This is a genomic window from Janthinobacterium sp. GW823-FHT03B06, assembly GCF_058796955.1.
The window spans coordinates 267,452-286,135 of sequence record NZ_JBXAJE010000005.1 but is presented as its reverse complement, the minus strand read 5'-3'; the positions used below and the strand labels follow the sequence as shown (position 1 = coordinate 286,135).

At 61.8% G+C, this 18,684-nt stretch carries 22 protein-coding genes; 11 read left to right on the top strand and 11 right to left on the bottom strand.

What is annotated here, in order from left to right:
- Positions 1 to 9 precede the first annotated feature (9 nt).
- Complete coding sequence (gene rpoD, locus AC1RBA_RS18730; protein ID WP_492419536.1) at positions 10 to 2,562, bottom strand: RNA polymerase sigma factor RpoD; 2,553 nt, start codon at positions 2,560 to 2,562, stop codon at positions 10 to 12.
- Between the two features lie 569 nt (positions 2,563 to 3,131).
- On the opposite strand from rpoD, the gene AC1RBA_RS18725 reads away from it, so the two are divergent.
- Genes AC1RBA_RS18725 through AC1RBA_RS18715 form a run of 3 tightly spaced genes read left to right on the top strand, consistent with a single transcriptional unit; the run spans position 3,132 to position 4,742 of the window.
- The gene (locus AC1RBA_RS18725; RefSeq protein ID WP_070224995.1) at positions 3,132 to 3,641 is read left to right on the top strand and encodes a ProQ/FINO family protein; all 510 of its coding nucleotides are present in this window, start codon (positions 3,132 to 3,134) and stop codon (positions 3,639 to 3,641) included.
- A 9-nt stretch (positions 3,642 to 3,650) separates the two neighbouring features.
- Complete coding sequence (locus AC1RBA_RS18720; RefSeq protein WP_492419534.1) at positions 3,651 to 4,298, top strand: 3'-5' exonuclease; 648 nt, start codon at positions 3,651 to 3,653, stop codon at positions 4,296 to 4,298.
- 21 nt (positions 4,299 to 4,319) lie between these two features.
- Positions 4,320 to 4,742, top strand: coding sequence for an SMI1/KNR4 family protein (locus tag AC1RBA_RS18715; protein WP_070313169.1), 423 nt, complete (start codon positions 4,320 to 4,322; stop codon positions 4,740 to 4,742).
- A gap of 21 nt (positions 4,743 to 4,763) precedes the next feature.
- On the opposite strand, the gene AC1RBA_RS18710 is transcribed toward AC1RBA_RS18715, so the two are convergent.
- Positions 4,764 to 5,111: a DUF4870 domain-containing protein gene (locus tag AC1RBA_RS18710; RefSeq protein ID WP_492419532.1), complete on the bottom strand. Its 348-nt coding sequence runs from the start codon at positions 5,109 to 5,111 to the stop codon at positions 4,764 to 4,766.
- 89 nt (positions 5,112 to 5,200) lie between these two features.
- Complete coding sequence (locus tag AC1RBA_RS18705; protein WP_492419530.1) at positions 5,201 to 6,622, bottom strand: aminotransferase-like domain-containing protein; 1,422 nt, start codon at positions 6,620 to 6,622, stop codon at positions 5,201 to 5,203.
- Between the two features lie 152 nt (positions 6,623 to 6,774).
- Between AC1RBA_RS18705 and AC1RBA_RS18700 the strand changes: the two genes are divergently transcribed.
- From AC1RBA_RS18700 to AC1RBA_RS18685, 4 genes are all read left to right on the top strand, one after another.
- On the top strand, positions 6,775 to 7,503 hold the full coding sequence (locus AC1RBA_RS18700; RefSeq protein WP_492419528.1) for a c-type cytochrome: 729 nt from the start codon (positions 6,775 to 6,777) through the stop codon (positions 7,501 to 7,503).
- Positions 7,500 to 8,774, top strand: coding sequence for a c-type cytochrome (locus tag AC1RBA_RS18695; protein ID WP_230505937.1), 1,275 nt, complete (start codon positions 7,500 to 7,502; stop codon positions 8,772 to 8,774). The genes AC1RBA_RS18700 and AC1RBA_RS18695 overlap by 4 nt, the downstream gene beginning before the upstream one ends.
- 75 nt (positions 8,775 to 8,849) lie before the next feature.
- Positions 8,850 to 9,131: a type II toxin-antitoxin system HigB family toxin gene (locus tag AC1RBA_RS18690; RefSeq protein ID WP_409026816.1), complete on the top strand. Its 282-nt coding sequence runs from the start codon at positions 8,850 to 8,852 to the stop codon at positions 9,129 to 9,131.
- Complete coding sequence (locus AC1RBA_RS18685) at positions 9,119 to 9,544, top strand: helix-turn-helix domain-containing protein (protein WP_083287837.1); 426 nt, start codon at positions 9,119 to 9,121, stop codon at positions 9,542 to 9,544. Before AC1RBA_RS18690 ends, AC1RBA_RS18685 begins: the two co-directional genes overlap by 13 nt.
- Before the next feature lie 51 nt (positions 9,545 to 9,595).
- Here the strand turns inward: AC1RBA_RS18685 and AC1RBA_RS18680 are convergent, their stop codons facing one another.
- Positions 9,596 to 10,231 carry a class I SAM-dependent rRNA methyltransferase gene (locus AC1RBA_RS18680; RefSeq protein ID WP_070224987.1) on the bottom strand — a complete coding sequence of 212 codons (636 nt, stop codon included), beginning with the start codon at positions 10,229 to 10,231 and terminating at the stop codon, positions 9,596 to 9,598.
- 188 nt (positions 10,232 to 10,419) lie between these two features.
- On the opposite strand from AC1RBA_RS18680, the gene AC1RBA_RS18675 reads away from it, so the two are divergent.
- Positions 10,420 to 11,205: a head GIN domain-containing protein gene (locus AC1RBA_RS18675; protein WP_492419525.1), complete on the top strand. Its 786-nt coding sequence runs from the start codon at positions 10,420 to 10,422 to the stop codon at positions 11,203 to 11,205.
- Between the two features lie 60 nt (positions 11,206 to 11,265).
- Here AC1RBA_RS18675 and AC1RBA_RS18670 read toward each other — a convergent pair whose 3' ends face one another.
- Together AC1RBA_RS18670 and purU are read right to left on the bottom strand one after the other, a co-directional pair.
- Positions 11,266 to 11,808: a YaeQ family protein gene (locus AC1RBA_RS18670; protein ID WP_070291303.1), complete on the bottom strand. Its 543-nt coding sequence runs from the start codon at positions 11,806 to 11,808 to the stop codon at positions 11,266 to 11,268.
- Positions 11,809 to 11,847: 39 nt separating this feature from the next.
- Positions 11,848 to 12,729 (bottom strand): formyltetrahydrofolate deformylase, encoded by an 882-nt coding sequence (purU, locus tag AC1RBA_RS18665; RefSeq protein ID WP_070224981.1) that lies wholly within the window; start codon positions 12,727 to 12,729, stop codon positions 11,848 to 11,850.
- 345 nt (positions 12,730 to 13,074) lie between these two features.
- Between purU and AC1RBA_RS18660 the strand changes: the two genes are divergently transcribed.
- From AC1RBA_RS18660 to AC1RBA_RS18650, 3 genes are all read left to right on the top strand, one after another.
- Positions 13,075 to 13,587 (top strand): phasin family protein, encoded by a 513-nt coding sequence (locus AC1RBA_RS18660; protein WP_070224980.1) that lies wholly within the window; start codon positions 13,075 to 13,077, stop codon positions 13,585 to 13,587.
- Between the two features lie 48 nt (positions 13,588 to 13,635).
- On the top strand, positions 13,636 to 14,019 hold the full coding sequence (locus AC1RBA_RS18655) for a KGG domain-containing protein (protein WP_070224979.1): 384 nt from the start codon (positions 13,636 to 13,638) through the stop codon (positions 14,017 to 14,019).
- 180 nt (positions 14,020 to 14,199) lie between these two features.
- Positions 14,200 to 14,712, top strand: a complete 513-nt coding sequence (locus AC1RBA_RS18650) for a YgjP-like metallopeptidase domain-containing protein (protein ID WP_070304061.1) — start codon at positions 14,200 to 14,202, stop codon at positions 14,710 to 14,712.
- 159 nt (positions 14,713 to 14,871) lie between these two features.
- Here AC1RBA_RS18650 and AC1RBA_RS18645 read toward each other — a convergent pair whose 3' ends face one another.
- From AC1RBA_RS18645 to AC1RBA_RS18625, 5 genes are all read right to left on the bottom strand, one after another.
- Positions 14,872 to 15,465, bottom strand: a complete 594-nt coding sequence (locus AC1RBA_RS18645) for a PEP-CTERM sorting domain-containing protein (RefSeq protein ID WP_070224977.1) — start codon at positions 15,463 to 15,465, stop codon at positions 14,872 to 14,874.
- A 349-nt stretch (positions 15,466 to 15,814) separates the two neighbouring features.
- Positions 15,815 to 16,360, bottom strand: a complete 546-nt coding sequence (locus tag AC1RBA_RS18640) for an LOG family protein (protein ID WP_162995816.1) — start codon at positions 16,358 to 16,360, stop codon at positions 15,815 to 15,817.
- An 11-nt stretch (positions 16,361 to 16,371) separates the two neighbouring features.
- Positions 16,372 to 17,145, bottom strand: coding sequence for a tetratricopeptide repeat protein (locus tag AC1RBA_RS18635; protein WP_070224976.1), 774 nt, complete (start codon positions 17,143 to 17,145; stop codon positions 16,372 to 16,374).
- 41 nt (positions 17,146 to 17,186) lie between these two features.
- Complete coding sequence (locus AC1RBA_RS18630; RefSeq protein ID WP_034758777.1) at positions 17,187 to 17,858, bottom strand: TetR/AcrR family transcriptional regulator; 672 nt, start codon at positions 17,856 to 17,858, stop codon at positions 17,187 to 17,189.
- 138 nt (positions 17,859 to 17,996) lie between these two features.
- Entirely contained in the window at positions 17,997 to 18,617 is a 621-nt protein-coding gene (locus tag AC1RBA_RS18625; protein ID WP_492419523.1) for a phasin family protein, read from the bottom strand.
- Positions 18,618 to 18,684: the final 67 nt, after the last annotated feature.

Below are 18,684 nucleotides of genomic sequence, written 5' to 3'. Positions count from 1 at the left end.
GCTGACCGCTTAGTTTTGCGTCAGGAAAGTCTTCAGCTTGTCCGAGCGCGAAGGCTGGCGCAGCTTGCTCATGGCTTTCGCTTCGATCTGGCGGATGCGCTCGCGCGTCACGTCGAACTGCTTGCCCACTTCTTCCAGCGTGTGGTCGTTCGACATTTCCACGCCGTAACGCATGCGCAGCACTTTCGCTTCGCGCGGCGTCAACGAGTCCAGCACTTCCTTGATCACGTTGCGCATCGATGCGTGCAGCGCGGCGTCCAGCGGCGCCAACGTCGTGTTGTCTTCGATGAAGTCGCCCAGTTGCGAATCGCCATCTTCGCCCATCGGCGTTTCCATGGAAATCGGCTCTTTCGCGATCTTCATGATTTCGCGCACCTTGTTTTCCGGCATTTCCATCTTGACGGCCAGGGTCGCCAGGTCCGGCTCGCTGCCCGTTTCCTGCATGATTTGGCGCGAGATGCGGTTCATCTTGTTGATCGTTTCGATCATGTGCACCGGCACGCGAATGGTGCGCGCCATGTCGGCGATCGAACGCGTGATCGCCTGGCGTATCCACCAGGTGGCGTAGGTCGAGAACTTGTAGCCGCGGCGGTATTCGAATTTATCGACGGCCTTCAGCAGACCAATGTTGCCTTCCTGGATCAAGTCGAGGAATTGCAAGCCGCGGTTGATGTATTTCTTGGCGATCGAAATGACCAGGCGCAAGTTGGCGACCGTCATTTCGCGTTTCGCGTGACGCGCGCGCTTTTCGCCGGCAGCCATCTGCTTGTTGATCTTGCGCAAGTCCGCCAGCGGCAGGGCCACGCGCGCTTGCAGGTCGATCATCTTCTTTTGCAGTTCCTTGACGGCAGGCACGTTACGGCTGAGGATGGCGCTGTACGGGTACTTGCAGTCGACTTCGCGGTCGACCCATTCCAGGTCGCATTCATTGCCCGGGAACACCTTGATGAAGTGGGCGCGCGGCATGCCGCATTTGTTCACGCACAGTTCCAGCACGGCGCGCTCGATGTGGCGCACTTCTTCCATCTGGCCGCGCAGGGTGTCGCACAGCTTTTCGACGACCTTGGCCGTGAAGCGGATGCCCAGCAATTCCTGCGAAATGGCTTCCTGCGCCTTGATGTAGGCTTTCGAGTTGTAACCCTCGGGCGCCTTGCGCATCTTGTCGTACTGCGTGGAAATGACGTTGAATTTCTCCAACGCATTCTTTTTCAGCTGGGCCAGTTGCTCGCTGGAGAAACCGGCCGCGCCGCCATTGGCGTCGCCGTCTTCTTCCTCGGCTTCTTCTTCCTCTTCCTCGTCGTCACCGCTGGCGGCGGCGGCGGCGGGAGCGGCGGCCGGCGCCGGGGCATTGCTTTCGTTCAAATCCACAAAGCCGTCGACCACTTCATCAACCTTGATTTCATCGCGCGCAATTTTTTGCGACAGCGCAACGATTTCGCCGATCGTGGTGGGGCAGGCGGAAATAGCCTGGATCATGTCCTTCAGGCCGCCTTCGATGCGCTTGGCGATCTCGATCTCGCCTTCGCGCGTCAGCAGCGCCACGGCGCCCATTTCACGCATGTACATGCGCACGGGGTCGGTGGTGCGGCCGAAGTCGGAGTCGACCGTCGACAGGGCCGTGGCGGCAGCCGCTTCCACTTCATCGTCGCTGGTGACGGTGGCGACGTTGTCAGTCAACAACAGGCTTTCCGCATCAGGGGCACGCTCGTAGACGGCGATGCCCATGTCGTTGAAGGTGGCGATGATGCCTTCGATCGCTTCCGGATCGATGATGTTTTCCGGCAATTGGTCATTGATCTCGGCGTAGGTGAGGAAACCGCGTTCCTTGCCCATGTTGATCAAGCCCGTGATCTGCTTGCGGCGGCGTTCCAGGTCCGCTGCCGATGCTTCCGGATCTCCCAGCGCGTCCGCCAGGCCGCCCTTGGCCTTGCGGTCGCGCGCTTTCGACACGGCCTTCAGTTCGGCGCGCTCGACGGCGTTCAGTGCCGCCACTTCATCGTTTTCCGGCGTGAATTCGCTCGGCTTGCGGCCGCGGCGGCCTGGCACCTTGACGGTCGGCAGGAAGTAATTCGAGGTGTCGATGGCGGCCAGGGCATCGGCGTCCGTGGTCTTGCTGACCACTTGCGCGCCGGTGATGATGGTCACGGGCGCTGCCTCAGGCTTGGCGCGCACGACTTTCGAGCGGGCTGCCGTCACCACCTTGTTCGTGGCGGCGCTTTCGCTGACCTTGCGCGGCGCGGCCGGGGCCTTGGCGCCGGGGGCGACCTTCACGCTTGGCGTTTTGGCCGGTGCGGCGTCGGCCACCTCGGCCACTTCGGCAACGGCGTCGACAGCCGCCACTGGCGCTTCGGCAGCCGCATCGGCCGGCGGCACGGCAGCCAGGCGCGAGCGGCTTTTCTTCACCACGGTGACGACGGTCGGCGCCGTCGTGACGGTGGCTTCCGGATTCGCTTGCGCATTATCGATGAAGTAAGATAAAGTCGTTTTGGGTACGGCAAGTGGCGCCGCGGCTGGGCGTGGCGCCTTGGCGGACAACGTTAAAGTTTTTGGCGTATTCTTCATGAGATATCTCTTAATGCGAGACCAGATGGTGTCGGCGCGAAGTGAATGATTCCACCTAAGCCTGCGAAACCGGACTCGATGGAGCGTATTGTTGCGGCTGCCGTGTTAACGGCAGCGGCGCCTGTCTATCGGGACGTTCAAAGCCCGCGCATCCGTCATGCGGAGCGGCGGGGCCGAAGCCGGGTCAGATAAATAAGCGATGTACATTGCGGAATGAAAAAAAGCCCGTACCAGAACGGGCTTGAATCTATTGTTGTTCAGTGAAGACACAGCGGAGAGCAAGATTATGCACGAAGGCCAGTTATCTGGATAATTGATAAGCAAAATATCTGATATCAAAAATATCAATAATGATGGCCCTGCACCGCACTGCTCCTATCCCCTGCACACCTGAGCCAGACCATCAAAAACGGGGTCCAGTCATCAGCGCAAGCCGACATTATACACATTTCCCGTATTTCGCGCTGTGTCCGCTGTAGGGCGGACCCGCTTGTTGCAGCGCAAGTTGCCAAAAAAGACAATGCACTTGCCTGTGGCGCGTGCTATGCTCCCCTTTTATAGCCCAACCAATGATGTCGATGACCAGCTCCACGCCAGACCAGCAAGCCACCACTCCTGACACGCCAGTCGATGCAGCCCCAGCGGCGGCACCGGCCGCAGCGACCACGCCGGCGCCTGCCGGCCTGACCGCACGCGCGCTGCTGAAGCAGTTCCAGGAGCAATTCCCGCCATTCCGCGATTGCCTGCCCTTGTCGATCGGTATCGACAAGCAGATCCTGGCGCGCCTGCCGGACCTGGATCGCAAGCTGATGCGCACGGCGCTGGGCATCCACACGGGTTCGCTGCGCTACCTGCGCGTGATGGAAAAAGCCAAGATCCGCTACGACCTCGACGGCACGGCCGGCGCGGAAGTGACGCAAACGCACCGCGACCACGCCACGCAAGTCTTGCAGCAACGCTTCAAGAAGGAAGCCGAGCGCAAGAAAGCCGAGCGCGACGCGGCCGCCGCCGAAGAAGCGAACCGCTTGCGCCTGGAAAAACTGAATCAGCTGACCGCGAAATTCTCGCGCAAAGGCTGATCCGGTTTCATGGACACAGCTGCCGTACCGCCACTCCCCCCGTATCAAGGCATCGCCCTCGACCACGTCAAGCTGGTACGCACCAGCGATGATGCACAGGCGGCCATGGCCGCCCTGCTGGCAGCGGACGCCATCGGCTTCGATACGGAGTCGAAGCCTACTTTTGTGAAGGGCGAGTCCTCCACGGGGCCCCATCTGATCCAGCTGGCTACCGACGACATCGCCTACCTGTTCCAGGTGGGCAGCGCGCCGGCGCCGGCCCTGGCCGAACTCAAAGCCATCCTCGAATCGACCACCACCCTGAAGGTGGGCTTTGGCCTGTCCGACGACGTCAAGCGCCTGCGCAACAAGCTGGGCATCGCGCCAGCCCAGGTGCTCGACCTGTCCGTCGCCCTGCGCGGCGGCCAGCGCAACGACCTGGGCGCGAAGACGGCCGTGGCCAAATTTTTCGGCCTGCATCTGCAGAAATCGAAAAAGATCTCCACTACCAACTGGGCCACGTCGCGCCTGACGGAAAAGCAGATCCTGTACGCGGCCGACGATGCGCAAGTGGCCCTGCGCGTGTACCGCCGCTGGATCGCCGAAGGCGGCAAGGTGGCGCCGCAAAAAGCTCCGCGCGTCAGCACGCCGCCTGCCCCGCCGCCAGTCGCCGTCTGAGCCGGCGCGCCTTCCTGCAACATGAGCAAGAACAAGTCCATCGGCACCACGCCTGACGCGATCACCGCCGCCGAACAGGCGCTGGGGCGTGGGCTGCCCGCGTCCTACGTGCAATGGTTATTGGTCAACAATGGCCGCGCGCTGGGCGCCTTGAGCATATTTCCCGTCTACGACGCGGCCAATGCGCGCAAGACGTGGGAATCGATAGAACGCCATTACCGCACCGATTGGCAAGAGTGGCTCGAGAATACGGATGACGGCGATGCCGCATCCCTGCTGCCCTTTGCCCAGTTCGGCACGGGCGATTACTATTGTTTTGACTATGCGCAAACGGGGCCATCGGGCGAGCCGGTGGTCGTGCTGTGGTCGCACGAAACAGGGACTGCCACCACGGTGGCGCCCGACTTTGCGTCATTCCTGATACTGCCCGGCCGCCCGGGCTGACACCCGGCGGCCGGCGCAGCCTTATTTGACCAGACGCAAGGTCAGGGGATAGCGGTAAGTGATGCCATTACTGGCCTTGACGGCCGCGACGATCGAGCACACCAGATTGGCCAGCGCCACGATCCAGAACAGGAACAGGCCGATCAGCACGAACGACAGGATGAAGCAGGCAAAATACCAGATGATCAGGGTGATCTGGAAATTGAGCGCCTCGCGGGCGTTCTCGGCCGAGAATTTATCCGCATCGTCTTTCTTGATCAAGTAAATGATCAGCGGCGCCACCCAGCTGGTGAACAGGCCGCCAACGTGGGACAGAATGGCCAGCGTCGTATCTTGCGTACGACCCAGTTCCGGCTGCGTGTTATCCATTATCATTCCCATCATTCGTTATAGATACTTCAATATAACAGCAATATTTCCTTTTGGAATGAAACACTTGCTGGCGCAAGGACTTTTTTTCATGTACCGCTTGCCGCCCTCTGCGCCAGCCGCCCCAGGGTGGCGATGGCCTCTTCCAGCTGCGGACTCCACGGGTGGCCATAATTGAGGCGGATGCAGTGGCGAAACGCGCGCGTGGCGGAAAAGATGGGGCCGGGCGCGATGCTGATGCCGGCCGCCAGCGCGCTGCGGTGCAAGGCCAGCGCATCGATGCCCGCCGGCATTTCAACCCAGACGAAATAGCCGCCCTGCGGCCGCGTTACCCGCGTGCCGGGCGGAAAATGCACGGCGATCGCTTGCAGCATGGTGTTTTGCTGCGCCGCCAGGGTCAAGCGCAGCTGGCGCAAATGGCGGTCGTAGCCGCCCTGCGCCAGATAATCGGCCAGCGCCATCTGCAGGGGGATGGGCGCCGACAGGCTCGTCGTCAGTTTCAAGCGCTCGACCTGTCGCGCATAGCGGCCCGCCACGGCCCAGCCCAGCCGGAAACCGGGCGCCAGGGTCTTGGAAAACGAGCTGCAATGCATGACGAGGCCCGCGCTGTCGTGGCTTTTCGTCAGGCCCGGACGCTGCTTGCCGAAATACAGCTCGCCATACACATCATCCTCGATCAGCGGCACGCCATGGCGCGCCAGCAGTTCGACCAGCGCGCGCTTCTTTTTCGGCGGCATCAGGCTGCCCAGGGGGTTCTGGAAACTCGTCATCAGCCAGCACGCCTTGGGCCGGTGGCGTTGCAGCAACTCTTCCAGCGCGGCCAGGTCGACGCCGTCACGGGGGCTGGTGGCAATTTCCACCGCCTTCAGTTCCAGCCGCTGCAGCGCCTGCAGGCAGGCATAGAAGCTGGGCGACTCGATCAGCACCGTGTCGCCGGGCCGCGTGACGGCTTGCAGGCACAGGTTCAGCGCTTCCAGCGCGCCATTCGTGATGACGATGTCGTCGCTGGAAACGGGCACGCCGTCAAGCTGGTAGCGCAGGGCGATCTGGCGGCGCAGCTCGGCATTGCCCAAGGATAAATCGGTGACGGTGCTCCACGGGTCGAGGCGGCGCATGCTGGCCGACACGGCCCGCGCCAGCCGTTCCATGGGGAACAGATGCGGGCTGGGAAAGGCCGAGCCGAACGGCACGATATCGCGCGCGCCGACGGCGCCCAGCACCTCGAACACGAGGTCGCTGACGTCGACGGTGGTGCTGGCATCGAGCGGGTGGGAACTGTCCGGCTCGGGGGCCAGCGCGGCGCGCTGCGGCGCCACGTAATAGCCGGAGCGGGGACGCGAGACGATCATGCCGCGCGCTTCGAGCAAATAATACGCCTGGAACACCGTCGACGGGCTGACGCCCCTGCGCGCATGCTGCTGGCGTACGGAGGGCAATTTATCGCCAGGCAGCAACAACTGCGTGGCTATCATGGCGGCGACTTCTTCCGCCAATTCCTCATATCGTTTCAACCCTGCTCCTCAAACTGATCCGTAGTTTTATTGCACAACTGATCCTGTCACAGTGACAGCACCCGGTATATGCTAGGGTAACAACATCCGGGCAGCAACACCGGCACGGCATATCGACCGACGAGACAGGTTATTTCCCCATGCAACTCCCCATGCTACTGCATTCCCCTCCCGTGCTGGTGCTGGCCCTGGCGATCGCCTGGCCCTGCATGGCGCTGGCCGCGCCCGCCGCGCTGCCAGCCGGCCACGACAGCCTGGAACAGCGCATCAAGGCGTGCACGGCCTGCCATGCGCCGAAGGAACGCCACGACGCCTTCTTTCCCCGCATCGCCGGCAAGCCTTCAGGCTACCTGTACAACCAGCTGCTGAACTTTCGCGAGGGACGGCGCCAGTATCCGATGATGAACTACATGGTCGAACACTTGCCCGACGATTACATGCGCGAAATCGCCGAGTATTTTGCGGCGCAGCACCCTGCACCGCCGCCGGCCCAGCCCAGCGGCGCCGGCACGATGGCCCTGGAACGCGGCAAGCAGCTGGTGCTGCACGGCGATACCAGTAAAAAGATTCCCGCCTGCATCGCCTGCCATGGCGAGAAGCTGGCCGGCGTGGCGCCCGCCATCCCCGGCTTGCTGGGCTTGCCGCGCGACTATATCAACGCCCAGCTGGGTGCCTGGAAGAACGGCATCCGCCGCGCCCACGCGCCCGACTGCATGGCGCAAGTGGCGCAGCGCCTGTCGGATGCGGACGTGGGCGCCGTCTCGGCTTGGCTGGGCACGCAAGTGGCCAGCGCCGACGCGCGCCCCGCCAGCAGCATCGCCCTGCCCTTGCCCCTGCATTGCGGCGGCGTGCCGGGCTCCGGTGCGCAGGTGGCGCCATGAAAAAATGGATGATCGCGATTGCCGGCGTTGCCATCGTTGCGGCCGGCGCCAGATTCGTACTGTACCCAGACGACGACATGGGCCCGCCCGCCGTTGCCAGCACTCTGAGCCAGGAACAGCTGGTCGCGCGCGGCGCCTACCTGGCCAAGGCGGGCGATTGCATGGCCTGCCACACGACGCGCGGCGGCGTGCCCTACGCGGGGGGACGCGCCCTGCAGACGCCGTTCGGCAAGGTGCTCTCGCCCAACATCACGGCCGACAAGGAAACGGGCATCGGCAGCTGGACGGCCGACGATTTCTGGCGCGCCATCCACAACGGCAAGTCGAAAGACGGCCGGCTGCTGTATCCGGCCTTTCCCTACACCAGCTACACCAAGGTGCAGCGCGAAGACAGCGACGCCCTGTATGCGTATTTCCAGAGCGTGCCGCCGCACAAGCAGGAGAATACGCCGCACGCGCTGCGCTTCCCCTACAACCAGCAGATCGCGCTGGCCGCCTGGCGCGCGCTGTATTTCAAGCCAGGCGTGTACCAGCCGCTGACGGGCAAAAGCATGGAGTGGAACCGGGGCGCCTACCTGGTACAGGGCCTGGGCCACTGCAGCGCCTGCCATAGCAGCCGCACCACCCTGGGCGGCAGCGACGACGGCCTGTCGGGCGGCCTGATCCCCGTGCTGGGCTGGTATGCGCCGTCGCTGACGTCCGACGCGGAAGCGGGCCTGGGCGACTGGGACACGGCGCATATCGTGGACTTGCTGCAAACGGGCGTCTCGCCGCGCGCCACCGTCTTCGGCCCCATGGCGGAGGTCGTGCGGCAAAGCTTGCAGCACATGAGCGGCGCCGACGTGCAGGCGATGGCCGTCTACCTGAAAAGCCTGCCCGGCCCCTCGCAGCACGCGCAACGGGCGCCGCGCGACACGTCGGAGCAAGCCCGGCAGCAACTGGCGCTGGGCGCAAAACTGTATGAAGCGCAGTGCGCAAGCTGCCACCAGGCCGACGGCAAGGGTGTACCGCCCGGCTACCCGCCGCTGGCCGGCAACCGCGCGCTGACGACGGTCTCGGCCGTGAACGCCATCCGCCTCGTGCTGAACGGCGGCTTCGCGCCCGGGACAAAAGGCAACCCGCGTCCCTACGGCATGCCGCCGTTCGGTCCCGTCATGGATGATGCGGAAGTGGCGGCCGTGGTCACGTATCTGCGCGCGTCGTGGGGCAATGATGCGCCGGCGGTGTCGGCGCTGGAGGTAAACAAATACCGCAGCGTGCCGCTGGAATAATGCCGTTTGACGATTATCTCAAATTGAGATAATCTGCGCTCATGATATCGCTTCGTCACGGCATCGCTTCGGCATATGCGCATCGTCGCCAACAAGGCTTTGATCGATTTCGCCAGGAAACATCCCCTGGCGGGCGAGCCCATGCAGGCATGGCGCAAGATCATCGAATCGCGGCCTTTTGCCAATTTCGCCGTGCTGAAGTCGATATTTAACGCCACGGATCGCGTCGGTGATTACTATGTTTTTAATATTGGCGGTAACAAGTACCGGATCATTGCCGCCATTCACTTCAATCGCCAATTGCTGTTCATCCGGGAAGTGTTGACGCACAAGGAGTACGACGCATGGAAACCTTGATGCATCGTGAGATGATTACAGAAATCACTGTCCACTATCAGGCCTTGTCCAAACTGGTCCCTCTGCAGGCGATTCCTGATGCGCCCGCTTATGAACAAGCTGTCAGCGTATTGCATCAGCTATTGGACGCGGGGGCGGCCGATGAAAAACACCCGTTGGCGGGGTTGGTTGACAGTATCGGCCGGTTGATAGCCGATTACGATCAGGAGCATTTCCCGGCTGCCCCTGTTTCGCCTGCGGCCACGCTGCGCCAGTTAATGGAACAACATGCACTGACACAGTCCGACGTACCGGAAGTCGGCACACAAGGCGTCGTCTCTGAAGTGCTCAACGGCAAGCGGGATCTGAATGTGCGGCAAATCAAGGCCCTGGCACAACGATTCGACGTCCCTCCCAGTGTTTTTATTGCGTAATCCAATAAAAAACCGGCTCACGCCGGTTCTTTTCATGTCAAACAGCCGTTCTCAGCGGAACTTGCTCTTGTGCCCCGTTTTGAGGTCCAGCGCATAGCGCACGCCGTTGTCCGTCAGCATGACTTCATCGGGCGGTTCTTCGCCGGCCAGGGCGCCGTCGATCAGGGGCAAGCCTTCGCCCTTGCGCATCAGGTCGTCGCAGCGCTCGTACACGTTGACGCAGCCGGTGGACGCCATCAGCGATTGCACGATGGCCACTTTCCAGGCGTCGACGCCGCCGGCGTTGAATTCGCAGATCAGATAGCCCTGCACGCCGCCAAACAGTTGCACCACCAGGCCCGGCAAGCCCTCGTCTTCACCCTTGATCAGGGTCAGCAGCTGGTTTTCGCCGGCCTTCTTGATGGCTGGCAGTTTTTTCTCGATGGCGGCCTTGACCCTGCGCTTGATCAGCGCGTGGTCGACCGGTTCGTCTTCCTTGAAGCTCCAGATGCGCGCGCGGATCTGCGACTTCGAATTGTAGGCGGCGCGGGCGATAAATTGTTTCGAAGAACTCTGCACGATGGCCGTCGAGCCGGGCTTCATTTTTTCCTGCGGCTTGCCTTCGACTTTTTCAATCGCGGACGCGTAAATCCACGATTGGCCCAGCAAGCTCTTTTCCTTGCCCTGTTTGATGGTGATGATCAGCATGTAATTCCAGTAGTGTGAGCGGCGCGTGCCCCTCGTCGTATGTCCAATACCGGCATGATACCTCATGCCATCCTGTCGCATCCTCCTGCATTCCATGCCGCTGCCGGCGCAGTCTGTCGCAGCGCGCTACGCAGGCGCAGCAGGCTCGCATACCATGGCTGCAGTCCAATTCAAAACAGGGAGCAAGAATGACACCGACACTTTTCCACCGCCGCCGCGTCAGCGCCGCGACCGCCCTGCTGCTGGCCGCCTGCGCGCTGGCCATGCCGGCCGCGCCGGCGCTGGCCTCGCCACTGGACTGGATTTCCGGCAACAGCATCCAGGGCAGCGGGAAGCTGCAAAAACAGACGCGCGAAGTGGGCAGTTTCCATGGCGTGGCGCTGAACGTGCCGGGCACGGTCGAACTGCGTATCGGCAACACGGACAGCGTCACCATCGAAGCCGACGACAATATCCTGCCGCTGATCGAGACAGCCGTGGAAAACGGCACCCTGCGCATCCGCCCCGCCAAGCGCAACGCGAATTTCCGCCAGAGCAGCCTGACCATCGTCATCCAGGCGCGCCAGGTGGAGCGCGTCAGCGTGGGCGGCTCGGGCAACATCACGGCAACGGGCTTGCGGGCCGAGAATCTGCGCTTCGACGTGGGCGGTTCCGGCTCCATCAACGCGCGCGAGCTCGACAGCCGCCAGGTGTCCGTGGCCATCGGCGGCAGCGGCAACTTCAAGGCCAGCGGCAAGACCGAGCAGCTGACGGCGTCGATCGGCGGCTCGGGCAATATCCAGGCGGGCAAGCTGGCCGCGCGCGACGTGCAGGTGAGCATCGGCGGCTCGGGCGAGGCGCAGGTATGGGCCAAGGATGACTTGACCATCAGCATCGGCGGTTCGGGCGAAGTCAGCTACTACGGCGACCCGCGCATCAGCCGCAGCAAGCAGCGTTCGAGCAGCATCAAGCGCCTGGGTGCCGCGCCGAATTAAGCCCCCACAATGACAAAAGCCCGGAGCGATCCGGGCTTTTTGCGTTTCAGACAGCCAACATCAGCGTGCCGGCTTCACCGGTTCGCGGTCGATCAGGACCGTGTTGACGCTGTCGGTCAGCCAGATCTGGCCATCCTGGATCGTGCATTGCAGCTGCATGGTGCGCTGCGCCAGCTTGCTCATGTCTTGCGCCGCCTCGGACGGCAAGTTGATCACGGTCAAGTTCTTCGCCCGTTCCAGTTTATTCGCGATCTGCTTCCACCAGATGTGGCTGGTTGCGCCATAGCTGTAGACGATGACCTGTTCCGAACGGCCGCAGGCCTTCAGGATGCGCTTTTCATCCGGCTGGCCCACTTCGATCCACAGCTGGATGGCGCCCGTCAAATCCTTCTGCCACAGGTCGGGCTCTTCCGTATCGAACAGGCCCTTGGTGAAGGTCAGCGCCTCGTCCGCATGGATGGCGAACGCCAGCAGGCGCACCATCATGCGCTCGTCCGTTTCGGACGGGTGGCGCGCCAGGGTCAGCGCATGATCCTGGTAGTAATTGCGGTCCATGTCGGCGATCTGCAGATCGGCTTTGAAAATTGTTGCTTTGAGGGCCATCGTGTTTCTGTCTCGGTAAAGTAAATAGTGAAGTCGGTATCAGCGGAAAACCACGGTCTTGTCGCCATTTTTCAGGATGCGATGCTCGACGAACCATTTCACGGCGCGCGCCAGCACCACGCACTCGACGTCGCGGCCGATGGCCGTCAGCGTTTCCGCATCCATCGCATGGTCGACGCGCTCGACGTCCTGCTCGATGATCGGGCCTTCGTCCAGGTCGCCCGTGACGAAATGGGCCGTCGCGCCGATCAGCTTGACGCCGCGGTGGTGCGCCTGCGCATACGGCTTGGCGCCCTTGAAGCTGGGCAGGAAGGAGTGGTGGATATTGATGGCGCGGCCGTCGAGCGCCTGGCACAGGCCGGGCGACAGGATTTGCATGTAGCGCGCCAGTACCACCAGGTCGATCTTGTGCGTGTCCATCAGGTCGAGGATCTTCGCTTCCTGCGCCAGCTTGGCCGCTTCCGGCGCACCGGCCGCCAATGGCAAGTGGTGGAAGGGAATATTGTAGCTGGCCGCCAGCTGGTAGAACTCCATGTGATTCGACACGATGGCGGGAATTTCCACGTTCAGCAAGCCGCTCTTGTAGCGGAACAGCAAATCGTTGAGGCAATGGCCGATCTTCGACACCATCAGCATCACGCGCGGCTTGACGCGCGCATCGTGCAACTGGCCATGGAAGGGGCCATTGCGCTGCATGACTTGCGACAAGTCGGCGAAGTCGCTGCGCAACTGGGCGTCGCTGACGGCGCCGTCTTCCAGCGCGAAATGCACGCGCATGAAGAACAGCTGGGATTCCTGGTCGCCGAACTGGGCGGAATCGAGGATGTTGCAGCCGTGATCGGCCAGGAAGCCGGACACGCGGTGCACGATGCCGCGCTGGTCCAGGCAGGACAGGGTCAGTATGTATTCGGGATGCGTCATGGTCGCGGAAATAGGTAAAAAAGTAAGGCGATGCTCGGCTCAGCCACGCGCGCCGGCCATCGGCTGCGCTGCCGCGAGCCGGCTATTGTCGCACGGCCGGGCCGGTAAGCCGGCATTTTCCACACAAACAGCATGGCTGCCAGCAGCAGCGAGCTAACTGGCGTTCATTTGATCTAACACAAAGCCATCGCGTTTTTGCGCCTGCCAGCTCCCATTCTCGCGCCAAACCGGTAACTGGCGTGGAACCTGGCACGCCATCCGGCGTCTATCTCTTTGCTTGTTTCACCATACGCCGCATCCGGTGCACCGGATGTTTTCTGGATCAGCTTTTCATTGAGGTAGAACATGTTCACAAACAGTATTTTCCCCAGTCTCAGCCCGGCCCTGAAGTCCCATCTCGAGGCCCAGTGCAATTTCGCCACGGAACTATCGCGCAAGATGTTCGATACGGCGCAGCAATTGAGCGAGCTGCATCTGCGGCTGGCGCAAGACTTGCTGCACGAGTGGAGCAACGCCAGCCAGCAACTGCTGGGCGCGCGCGACACGGGCGAGTTCATGTCGCTGGCCGCTGGCCAGTTGCAGCCAAGCAGTAACAAGCTGCACCAATACCAGCAGCAGCTCGGCAATCTCGTCGCCAACGCCAATGTCGAGATGAACCGCACGGCAGAGAACCACCTGCCCGAAACGAGCCGCACGGCCGTGGCCTTCGCTGACGAAGTGGTGCGCAAGACAGCGGAAGAAACGGAAAAAGCCACGCAGCGCCAGCGTGAAATGATCGAAAAAATGCACGCCATAGGCCACCGCGACGGCGCGGGCCGCAGCCACGATAACAGCAGGCAATCCGATCAGGCGCATTGAGCGCCTGCACAGACCACTTGACCCCCACTCGACAGCAAGGAGAGCGACATGGCTAGCAATCAAGGTAATGAACAGGGCAAAGGCACTGGCAGCAGCCAGAAAGCCAGCGAATCGGGCAGCGCCAAAGGCACGAGCAAGCGCGGTTTCGCCGCCATGAATGAGGAACAGCAACGCGAAATTGCCAGCAAGGGCGGCCAGGCAGCCCATCAAAAAGGCACGGCGCATGAATTCGACTCGGAAGAAGCACGCCGTGCCGGGCAGAAAGGCGGTGAAGCCGTCAGCCGCAACCGCGAACACATGGCGGAAATCGGCAGGAAAGGCGGCGAAAGCCGGCAATCGGCTCAGCGCGCCAATGAAAACCGCAGCAGCACGGCGGGGCGCAGCGGCGGCACGGGCCGTCAGGGCGGCAAGGACGAAGACGACAAGGGCTGACCGGGCTGCGGGACTTGCCGGGCCGAGCGAGCGGCTTAGCCCGGCAACGCACGGCTTGGCGCGCGAAGGCACGGGGCGGCCCTGGCAGCTCCGTGCAAGGGGTGGCGCAGCGCGGGGCGCGGCGGTATGGTACATTCTCGCCTTACCGACACCTCCGCGCCAAGTCCCGCCCTTCCCCGCATGCAGCCATCCCTGAAATACCTGAGCGCCTATTCCGAACAAACGCAAGCGCAAGTGCAGCAACTGATCGCGCAAGACAAGCTGGGCGAAGTGTTATTAAAACGCTACCCGAACGCGCACGATGTGCGCAACGACAAATCGCTGTACCAGTATGTGCAGGACTTGAAGAATGAATTCCTGCGCAATGCCGAGCCGATCAACAAGGTGGCGTTCGACAGCAAGATCCATGTGATCCAGCATGCGCTGGGCTTGCATACCTCGATCTCGCGCGTGCAGGGAGGCAAGCTCAAGGCCAAACATGAAATCCGCGTGGCGACCATGTTCAAGGAAGTGCCGCTGGAATTCCTGCGCATGATCGCCGTGCACGAACTGGCGCACGTCAAGGAAAAGCAGCACGACAAGGCCTTCTACAAGCTGTGCACATATATGGAACCGCAGTACCACCAGTACGAATTCGACGTGCGCCTGTACCTGACCCAGCTCGACCTGTCAGGCCAGCGCCTGTGGTCATGAACTGCTGCGGATGACGGTCTGCGCATGAAGTCCACGTGAAAATGCCGCCCGGCATACTGGGCGGCATTGTTCGAGTGCGCTGGCTAGTCAGCATGGCCGCCCGGTAAAACGGGCGGCTTTTTTACAGGCGCGCCGGCATGGCCGGCACCATGTTCAGGCTCAGGCGGCGTTCTTGCGGCGAAGCATGAAGCCAAGCAGGCCCAAACCGCCCAGCAGCATGCCGTAGGTGGCCGGTTCCGGCACGGCGCTCACGCTGGCGGCGATATTGTCGACCTGGAAGGTATGCAAGGCGCCTTCCTTCCACGTTGCCGACAGCAGATTGCTGAAACCCGTAAACGTGTAATCGGCGAAGGTGTGGCCGCCGCCGAGGGTGAAGGTCTGGCTCACCGTGCCGCCGCCCACTTGGTGGCCGACGAAGGTCACGTCAAAGGAACCGGGCAAGCTCACGAAGTCAGCCAGGCTGATCGAGCTCAGCGAGAAAGCGCCGCCATCGGCACGGCTCAGGGTAGTCGTCGACAGGAGCGTCGCACCGAGACCGGCCGAACCGGCATAGGCGAGGCTATTCTGGTGTGCCGAGCTCAGCAGCCCGAAACTGCTGTCGAAGTTGTAGCCGCCTTCGGAGTAGGACTTGAACACGGAACCAAAGTAGCCGGGTTGTTCCAGCGGATCGAAGCCGATGATGGTGGTTTGTGCGTGGGCGCCGCCAGCGCTGGCCAGAATGGCGGCGACAGCGGTCGCTCGCAAGAGGGTCATAGGTTTCAAAATAGCATCCTTTCGAGATGATGAAGTAGCGTGGTTGTGGCAACTTGAAATGGACCGGCACCTTTTTTTTGGGAGTCTGTACAACGCTCGTCGGTGTCCGATATTCCTAACTTTGAACCATGCCAGTAGACCACAGCCATGCTTAAAAATCATCTTCATTTTCAAAAAAACATGCTATTACTGCAATTTTTTTGCCATATTTTTATTAATTAACTCATCAGGCCCGATCAATTTTCCCATGCGGAAATAAAAAAGCCATGCAGTGCGTACTGCATGGCCCTTGCAAGCGACAGGGAAAATAGGTGCCTGGCGGCATACGCACCGCCAGGCGAAAACGGCATTACGGCGCGCACTCCTTCAGGCGCTGCACCAGCGCGGCAGGATCGGCGTCGGCATTGAGGAACGCCGCGTGCTGCGGGCGGATGAAACCCTGCTCCTTGCCGTTTTGCACGAAAGCAATCAAGCCATCATAGAAACGGTCGACATTGAGCAGGCCGATGGGCTTGGCATGCAAGCCCAGCTGGGCCCACGTGAGCATCTCGAACAGTTCTTCCAGGGTGCCATAACCGCCGGGCATGGCGATGAAGGCATCGGACAGGCTGGCCATCATCGCCTTGCGCTCATGCATGTCCTTCACGATGAACTGGCGCGTCAAGCCCATGTGGCCCACTTCGCGTTCCACCAGCTGGGTGGGAATCACGCCCGTTACCTCGCCGCCCAGGCGCAGCACTTCATCGGCGATCACGCCCATCAGGCCCACTTTTCCGCCGCCATACACGAGCGAAATATTTTCCGCCACCAGCACGCGCGCCAGATCGCGCGCCGCCACGGCATAGTCCGGCGAGACGCCCGCGTTGGCGCCACAGTACACACATAAAGCCTTGATCACAGTCGTCCCTACCCTTTCAATTCATCGATCGCCGCCTCGACTTCGAGGCGTTCCTTGGCGTCCAGTGCCACGCACTCGGCCGCCTTTTCATACAAGGCCAGCGCTTCCGCCAGCTTTTTCTTTCCATCGAGCATATTCAATGCGCGCGCATATTCGCTGTGCGCGAGCGCCGAATACGGCGTCAGGGCCAGCGCCGTCTTGAAGTGCTGGTAGCCGTCTTCCTTGTTGGCGCCATAGGTCAGCCCCCCTATCATGACGCCGACCTTGTCGATAATTTCCGTATGATAAATCCCAAACGCGATATGCGCTTCCGCATGCATGGGCGCGATCGTCATCGTGCGGTCCAGGCTGTTGCGCACGCGCGCGCCCATGCCCTGCGCCAGCGCCTTGACGACGGAAGTGCCGAGCGCGTAGCGGCCCAGGCTGTAGGCATGCCAGTAGTAGCCGGCCGGATTGTCCGGCTGCTCGCTCTGCTGGCGCTCACAGCGCTCGGCCACTTCCTCGTACATGTCGAGTTTCTGGCTGTCATTGCCTTCCAGGTGCGTGGCGTAGATGCAGGTGGCCTTGTGCGCCACCGCATAACCGGGCACGCCGACGGCCAGGCCCAGCTTCACGGCGCGCTCGAAGTCGCCCGCATGGAAGGCCAGCCAGGCTTGCACCAGCGCAGGGTGCGTGGGAAACGGTTCCACGTCGCCCGCATGCAGGCGCGACCAGGCCGCTTCCAGGGTTTGCGGGGTGTAGACATATGCTGCGTCCGGATAGGGAAATTGTTTCCAAGCCATATATCTCTCCTGTAATTGACGACGTGGCGCCAACAGCCGCATCAGTCGTTCTTGAGTTTGGTCACATACTCTTCCGACAGTTTGCGAAACAGCAAATGCGTTTCATTGCGCAAATAGGGCCCGATCAGGGACAGCACCTGGTAGCAGCCGCGCGCCAGCGCATCGGACATCGATTGCTGCTCGCTGTACTTGCGCGGATTGCGCACGTATTCGTACGACAGCCAGTAGGTGGCGACGACCACCATATTCGTCGCCATGGCGGCCACTTCCATGTCCGACGCCTCGAGCGACTGTTCGCTGCGCAAATCTTCGCACAGCTGCGTAGCCACCTTGATCTTGTGCGCCAGGATCAGTTTGAAGTGCAATTCCAGCTTGCGGTTGCGCGACAACAAATCGTTGAGGTCGCGATAGAAAAAGCGGTAGCGCCAGATCAGTTCGAACATCAGGTGCAGGTACAGCCAGACATCCTCGATATTCGAGCGGCGCCCGTCGGGCACGGTCAGGATGCGTTCGATTTCCGCCTCGAACTGGACGAAGATCGAGTTGACGATGTCGTCCTTGTTACGGAAGTGGTAATACAGGTTTCCCGGCGAAATGTTCATCTCTTCCGCAATCACGGTCGTCGTGATATTCGGCTCACCAAACTCATTGAACAGGCGCAGCGACAACTCCAGGATGCGTTCGCGGGTACGGCGTGGTGCTTTTTGTAGCATGGCGGGCAATCTCTCTGTGTTCTGCCTCAAGCATACCACCTAAGATAGCCGTAATGAAACACCGCGCCCCACGGCGGCGGCGAATAAGGCAGGCAAAAAAAAGCCTGCGCGAGCAGGCTGGAGGAATGCTGCGCCAGCTCAGGTCGGCGATGCTTTTTTCTTCGCGGCCGGCCTGACGGCTGGCTTGCTGGCGGCTGGCTTGGTCACGGGCTTGGTCACGGACTTGGCGGCGGTGCGCGGCACCGCCTTGGCGGTCGTCTTGGCCGGTGCCTTGCCCGGAGCCTTGGCGACGGCCACCTTCGGTGCCGTTTTCGGCGCCGTCTTCGCGGCAGGCTTGGCAACGGCCTTCGGCTTGGCCGCCGGCGCGGCCTTGCCCGACAGGGCCGCCACCTGCACGCTCAAGGCATCGATCTTGGCGTGCAGCGCGGCAATGTCGTTTTGCATGGGCACGCCGATGGTGGCCAGGGCCCGCGCCACACGCTCCTCAAACACCTGTTCCAGCTTGTCCCAGGAACCGGTGGCCTGCTTGCCCACACCATCGGCCAGCTTGCTGACGCTGCCGCTGACATCGGCCACCTTGTCTTCGGCGCGCTTCTGGAATTCCGTGCCCTCCTTGACCAGCTTGGAAAGCACGCGTCCGCCCTCTTCCTGCGCCTTGGCGAAGGCGCCCAGGCCCGCTTGCCAGATCTGCTGCGCCGACGAGCGCACGGCGCTCGCCAATTCCGTGTCTTCCGCCAGTTCCTTCAATTTCTTTACCATCGCCCGCTCCCGTCATGTGAAAGGCCATGCCACTACATGGATGTTTTTATTCTAGAGAGCAAAACTA

Coding starts and splice junctions, on each gene's coding strand:
- rpoD (WP_492419536.1), bottom strand. CDS start 2,562: ATGAAGAATACGCCAAAAACTTTAACGTTGTCCGCCAAGGCGCCACGC.
- AC1RBA_RS18725 (WP_070224995.1), top strand. CDS start 3,132: ATGATGTCGATGACCAGCTCCACGCCAGACCAGCAAGCCACCACTCCT.
- AC1RBA_RS18720 (WP_492419534.1), top strand. CDS start 3,651: ATGGACACAGCTGCCGTACCGCCACTCCCCCCGTATCAAGGCATCGCC.
- AC1RBA_RS18715 (WP_070313169.1), top strand. CDS start 4,320: ATGAGCAAGAACAAGTCCATCGGCACCACGCCTGACGCGATCACCGCC.
- AC1RBA_RS18710 (WP_492419532.1), bottom strand. CDS start 5,111: ATGGATAACACGCAGCCGGAACTGGGTCGTACGCAAGATACGACGCTG.
- AC1RBA_RS18700 (WP_492419528.1), top strand. CDS start 6,775: ATGCTACTGCATTCCCCTCCCGTGCTGGTGCTGGCCCTGGCGATCGCC.
- AC1RBA_RS18695 (WP_230505937.1), top strand. CDS start 7,500: ATGAAAAAATGGATGATCGCGATTGCCGGCGTTGCCATCGTTGCGGCC.
- AC1RBA_RS18690 (WP_409026816.1), top strand. CDS start 8,850: ATGCGCATCGTCGCCAACAAGGCTTTGATCGATTTCGCCAGGAAACAT.
- AC1RBA_RS18685 (WP_083287837.1), top strand. CDS start 9,119: ATGGAAACCTTGATGCATCGTGAGATGATTACAGAAATCACTGTCCAC.
- AC1RBA_RS18680 (WP_070224987.1), bottom strand. CDS start 10,231: ATGCTGATCATCACCATCAAACAGGGCAAGGAAAAGAGCTTGCTGGGC.
- AC1RBA_RS18675 (WP_492419525.1), top strand. CDS start 10,420: ATGACACCGACACTTTTCCACCGCCGCCGCGTCAGCGCCGCGACCGCC.
- AC1RBA_RS18670 (WP_070291303.1), bottom strand. CDS start 11,808: ATGGCCCTCAAAGCAACAATTTTCAAAGCCGATCTGCAGATCGCCGAC.
- purU (WP_070224981.1), bottom strand. CDS start 12,729: ATGACGCATCCCGAATACATACTGACCCTGTCCTGCCTGGACCAGCGC.
- AC1RBA_RS18660 (WP_070224980.1), top strand. CDS start 13,075: ATGTTCACAAACAGTATTTTCCCCAGTCTCAGCCCGGCCCTGAAGTCC.
- AC1RBA_RS18655 (WP_070224979.1), top strand. CDS start 13,636: ATGGCTAGCAATCAAGGTAATGAACAGGGCAAAGGCACTGGCAGCAGC.
- AC1RBA_RS18650 (WP_070304061.1), top strand. CDS start 14,200: ATGCAGCCATCCCTGAAATACCTGAGCGCCTATTCCGAACAAACGCAA.
- AC1RBA_RS18645 (WP_070224977.1), bottom strand. CDS start 15,465: ATGACCCTCTTGCGAGCGACCGCTGTCGCCGCCATTCTGGCCAGCGCT.
- AC1RBA_RS18635 (WP_070224976.1), bottom strand. CDS start 17,145: ATGGCTTGGAAACAATTTCCCTATCCGGACGCAGCATATGTCTACACC.
- AC1RBA_RS18630 (WP_034758777.1), bottom strand. CDS start 17,858: ATGCTACAAAAAGCACCACGCCGTACCCGCGAACGCATCCTGGAGTTG.
- AC1RBA_RS18625 (WP_492419523.1), bottom strand. CDS start 18,617: ATGGTAAAGAAATTGAAGGAACTGGCGGAAGACACGGAATTGGCGAGC.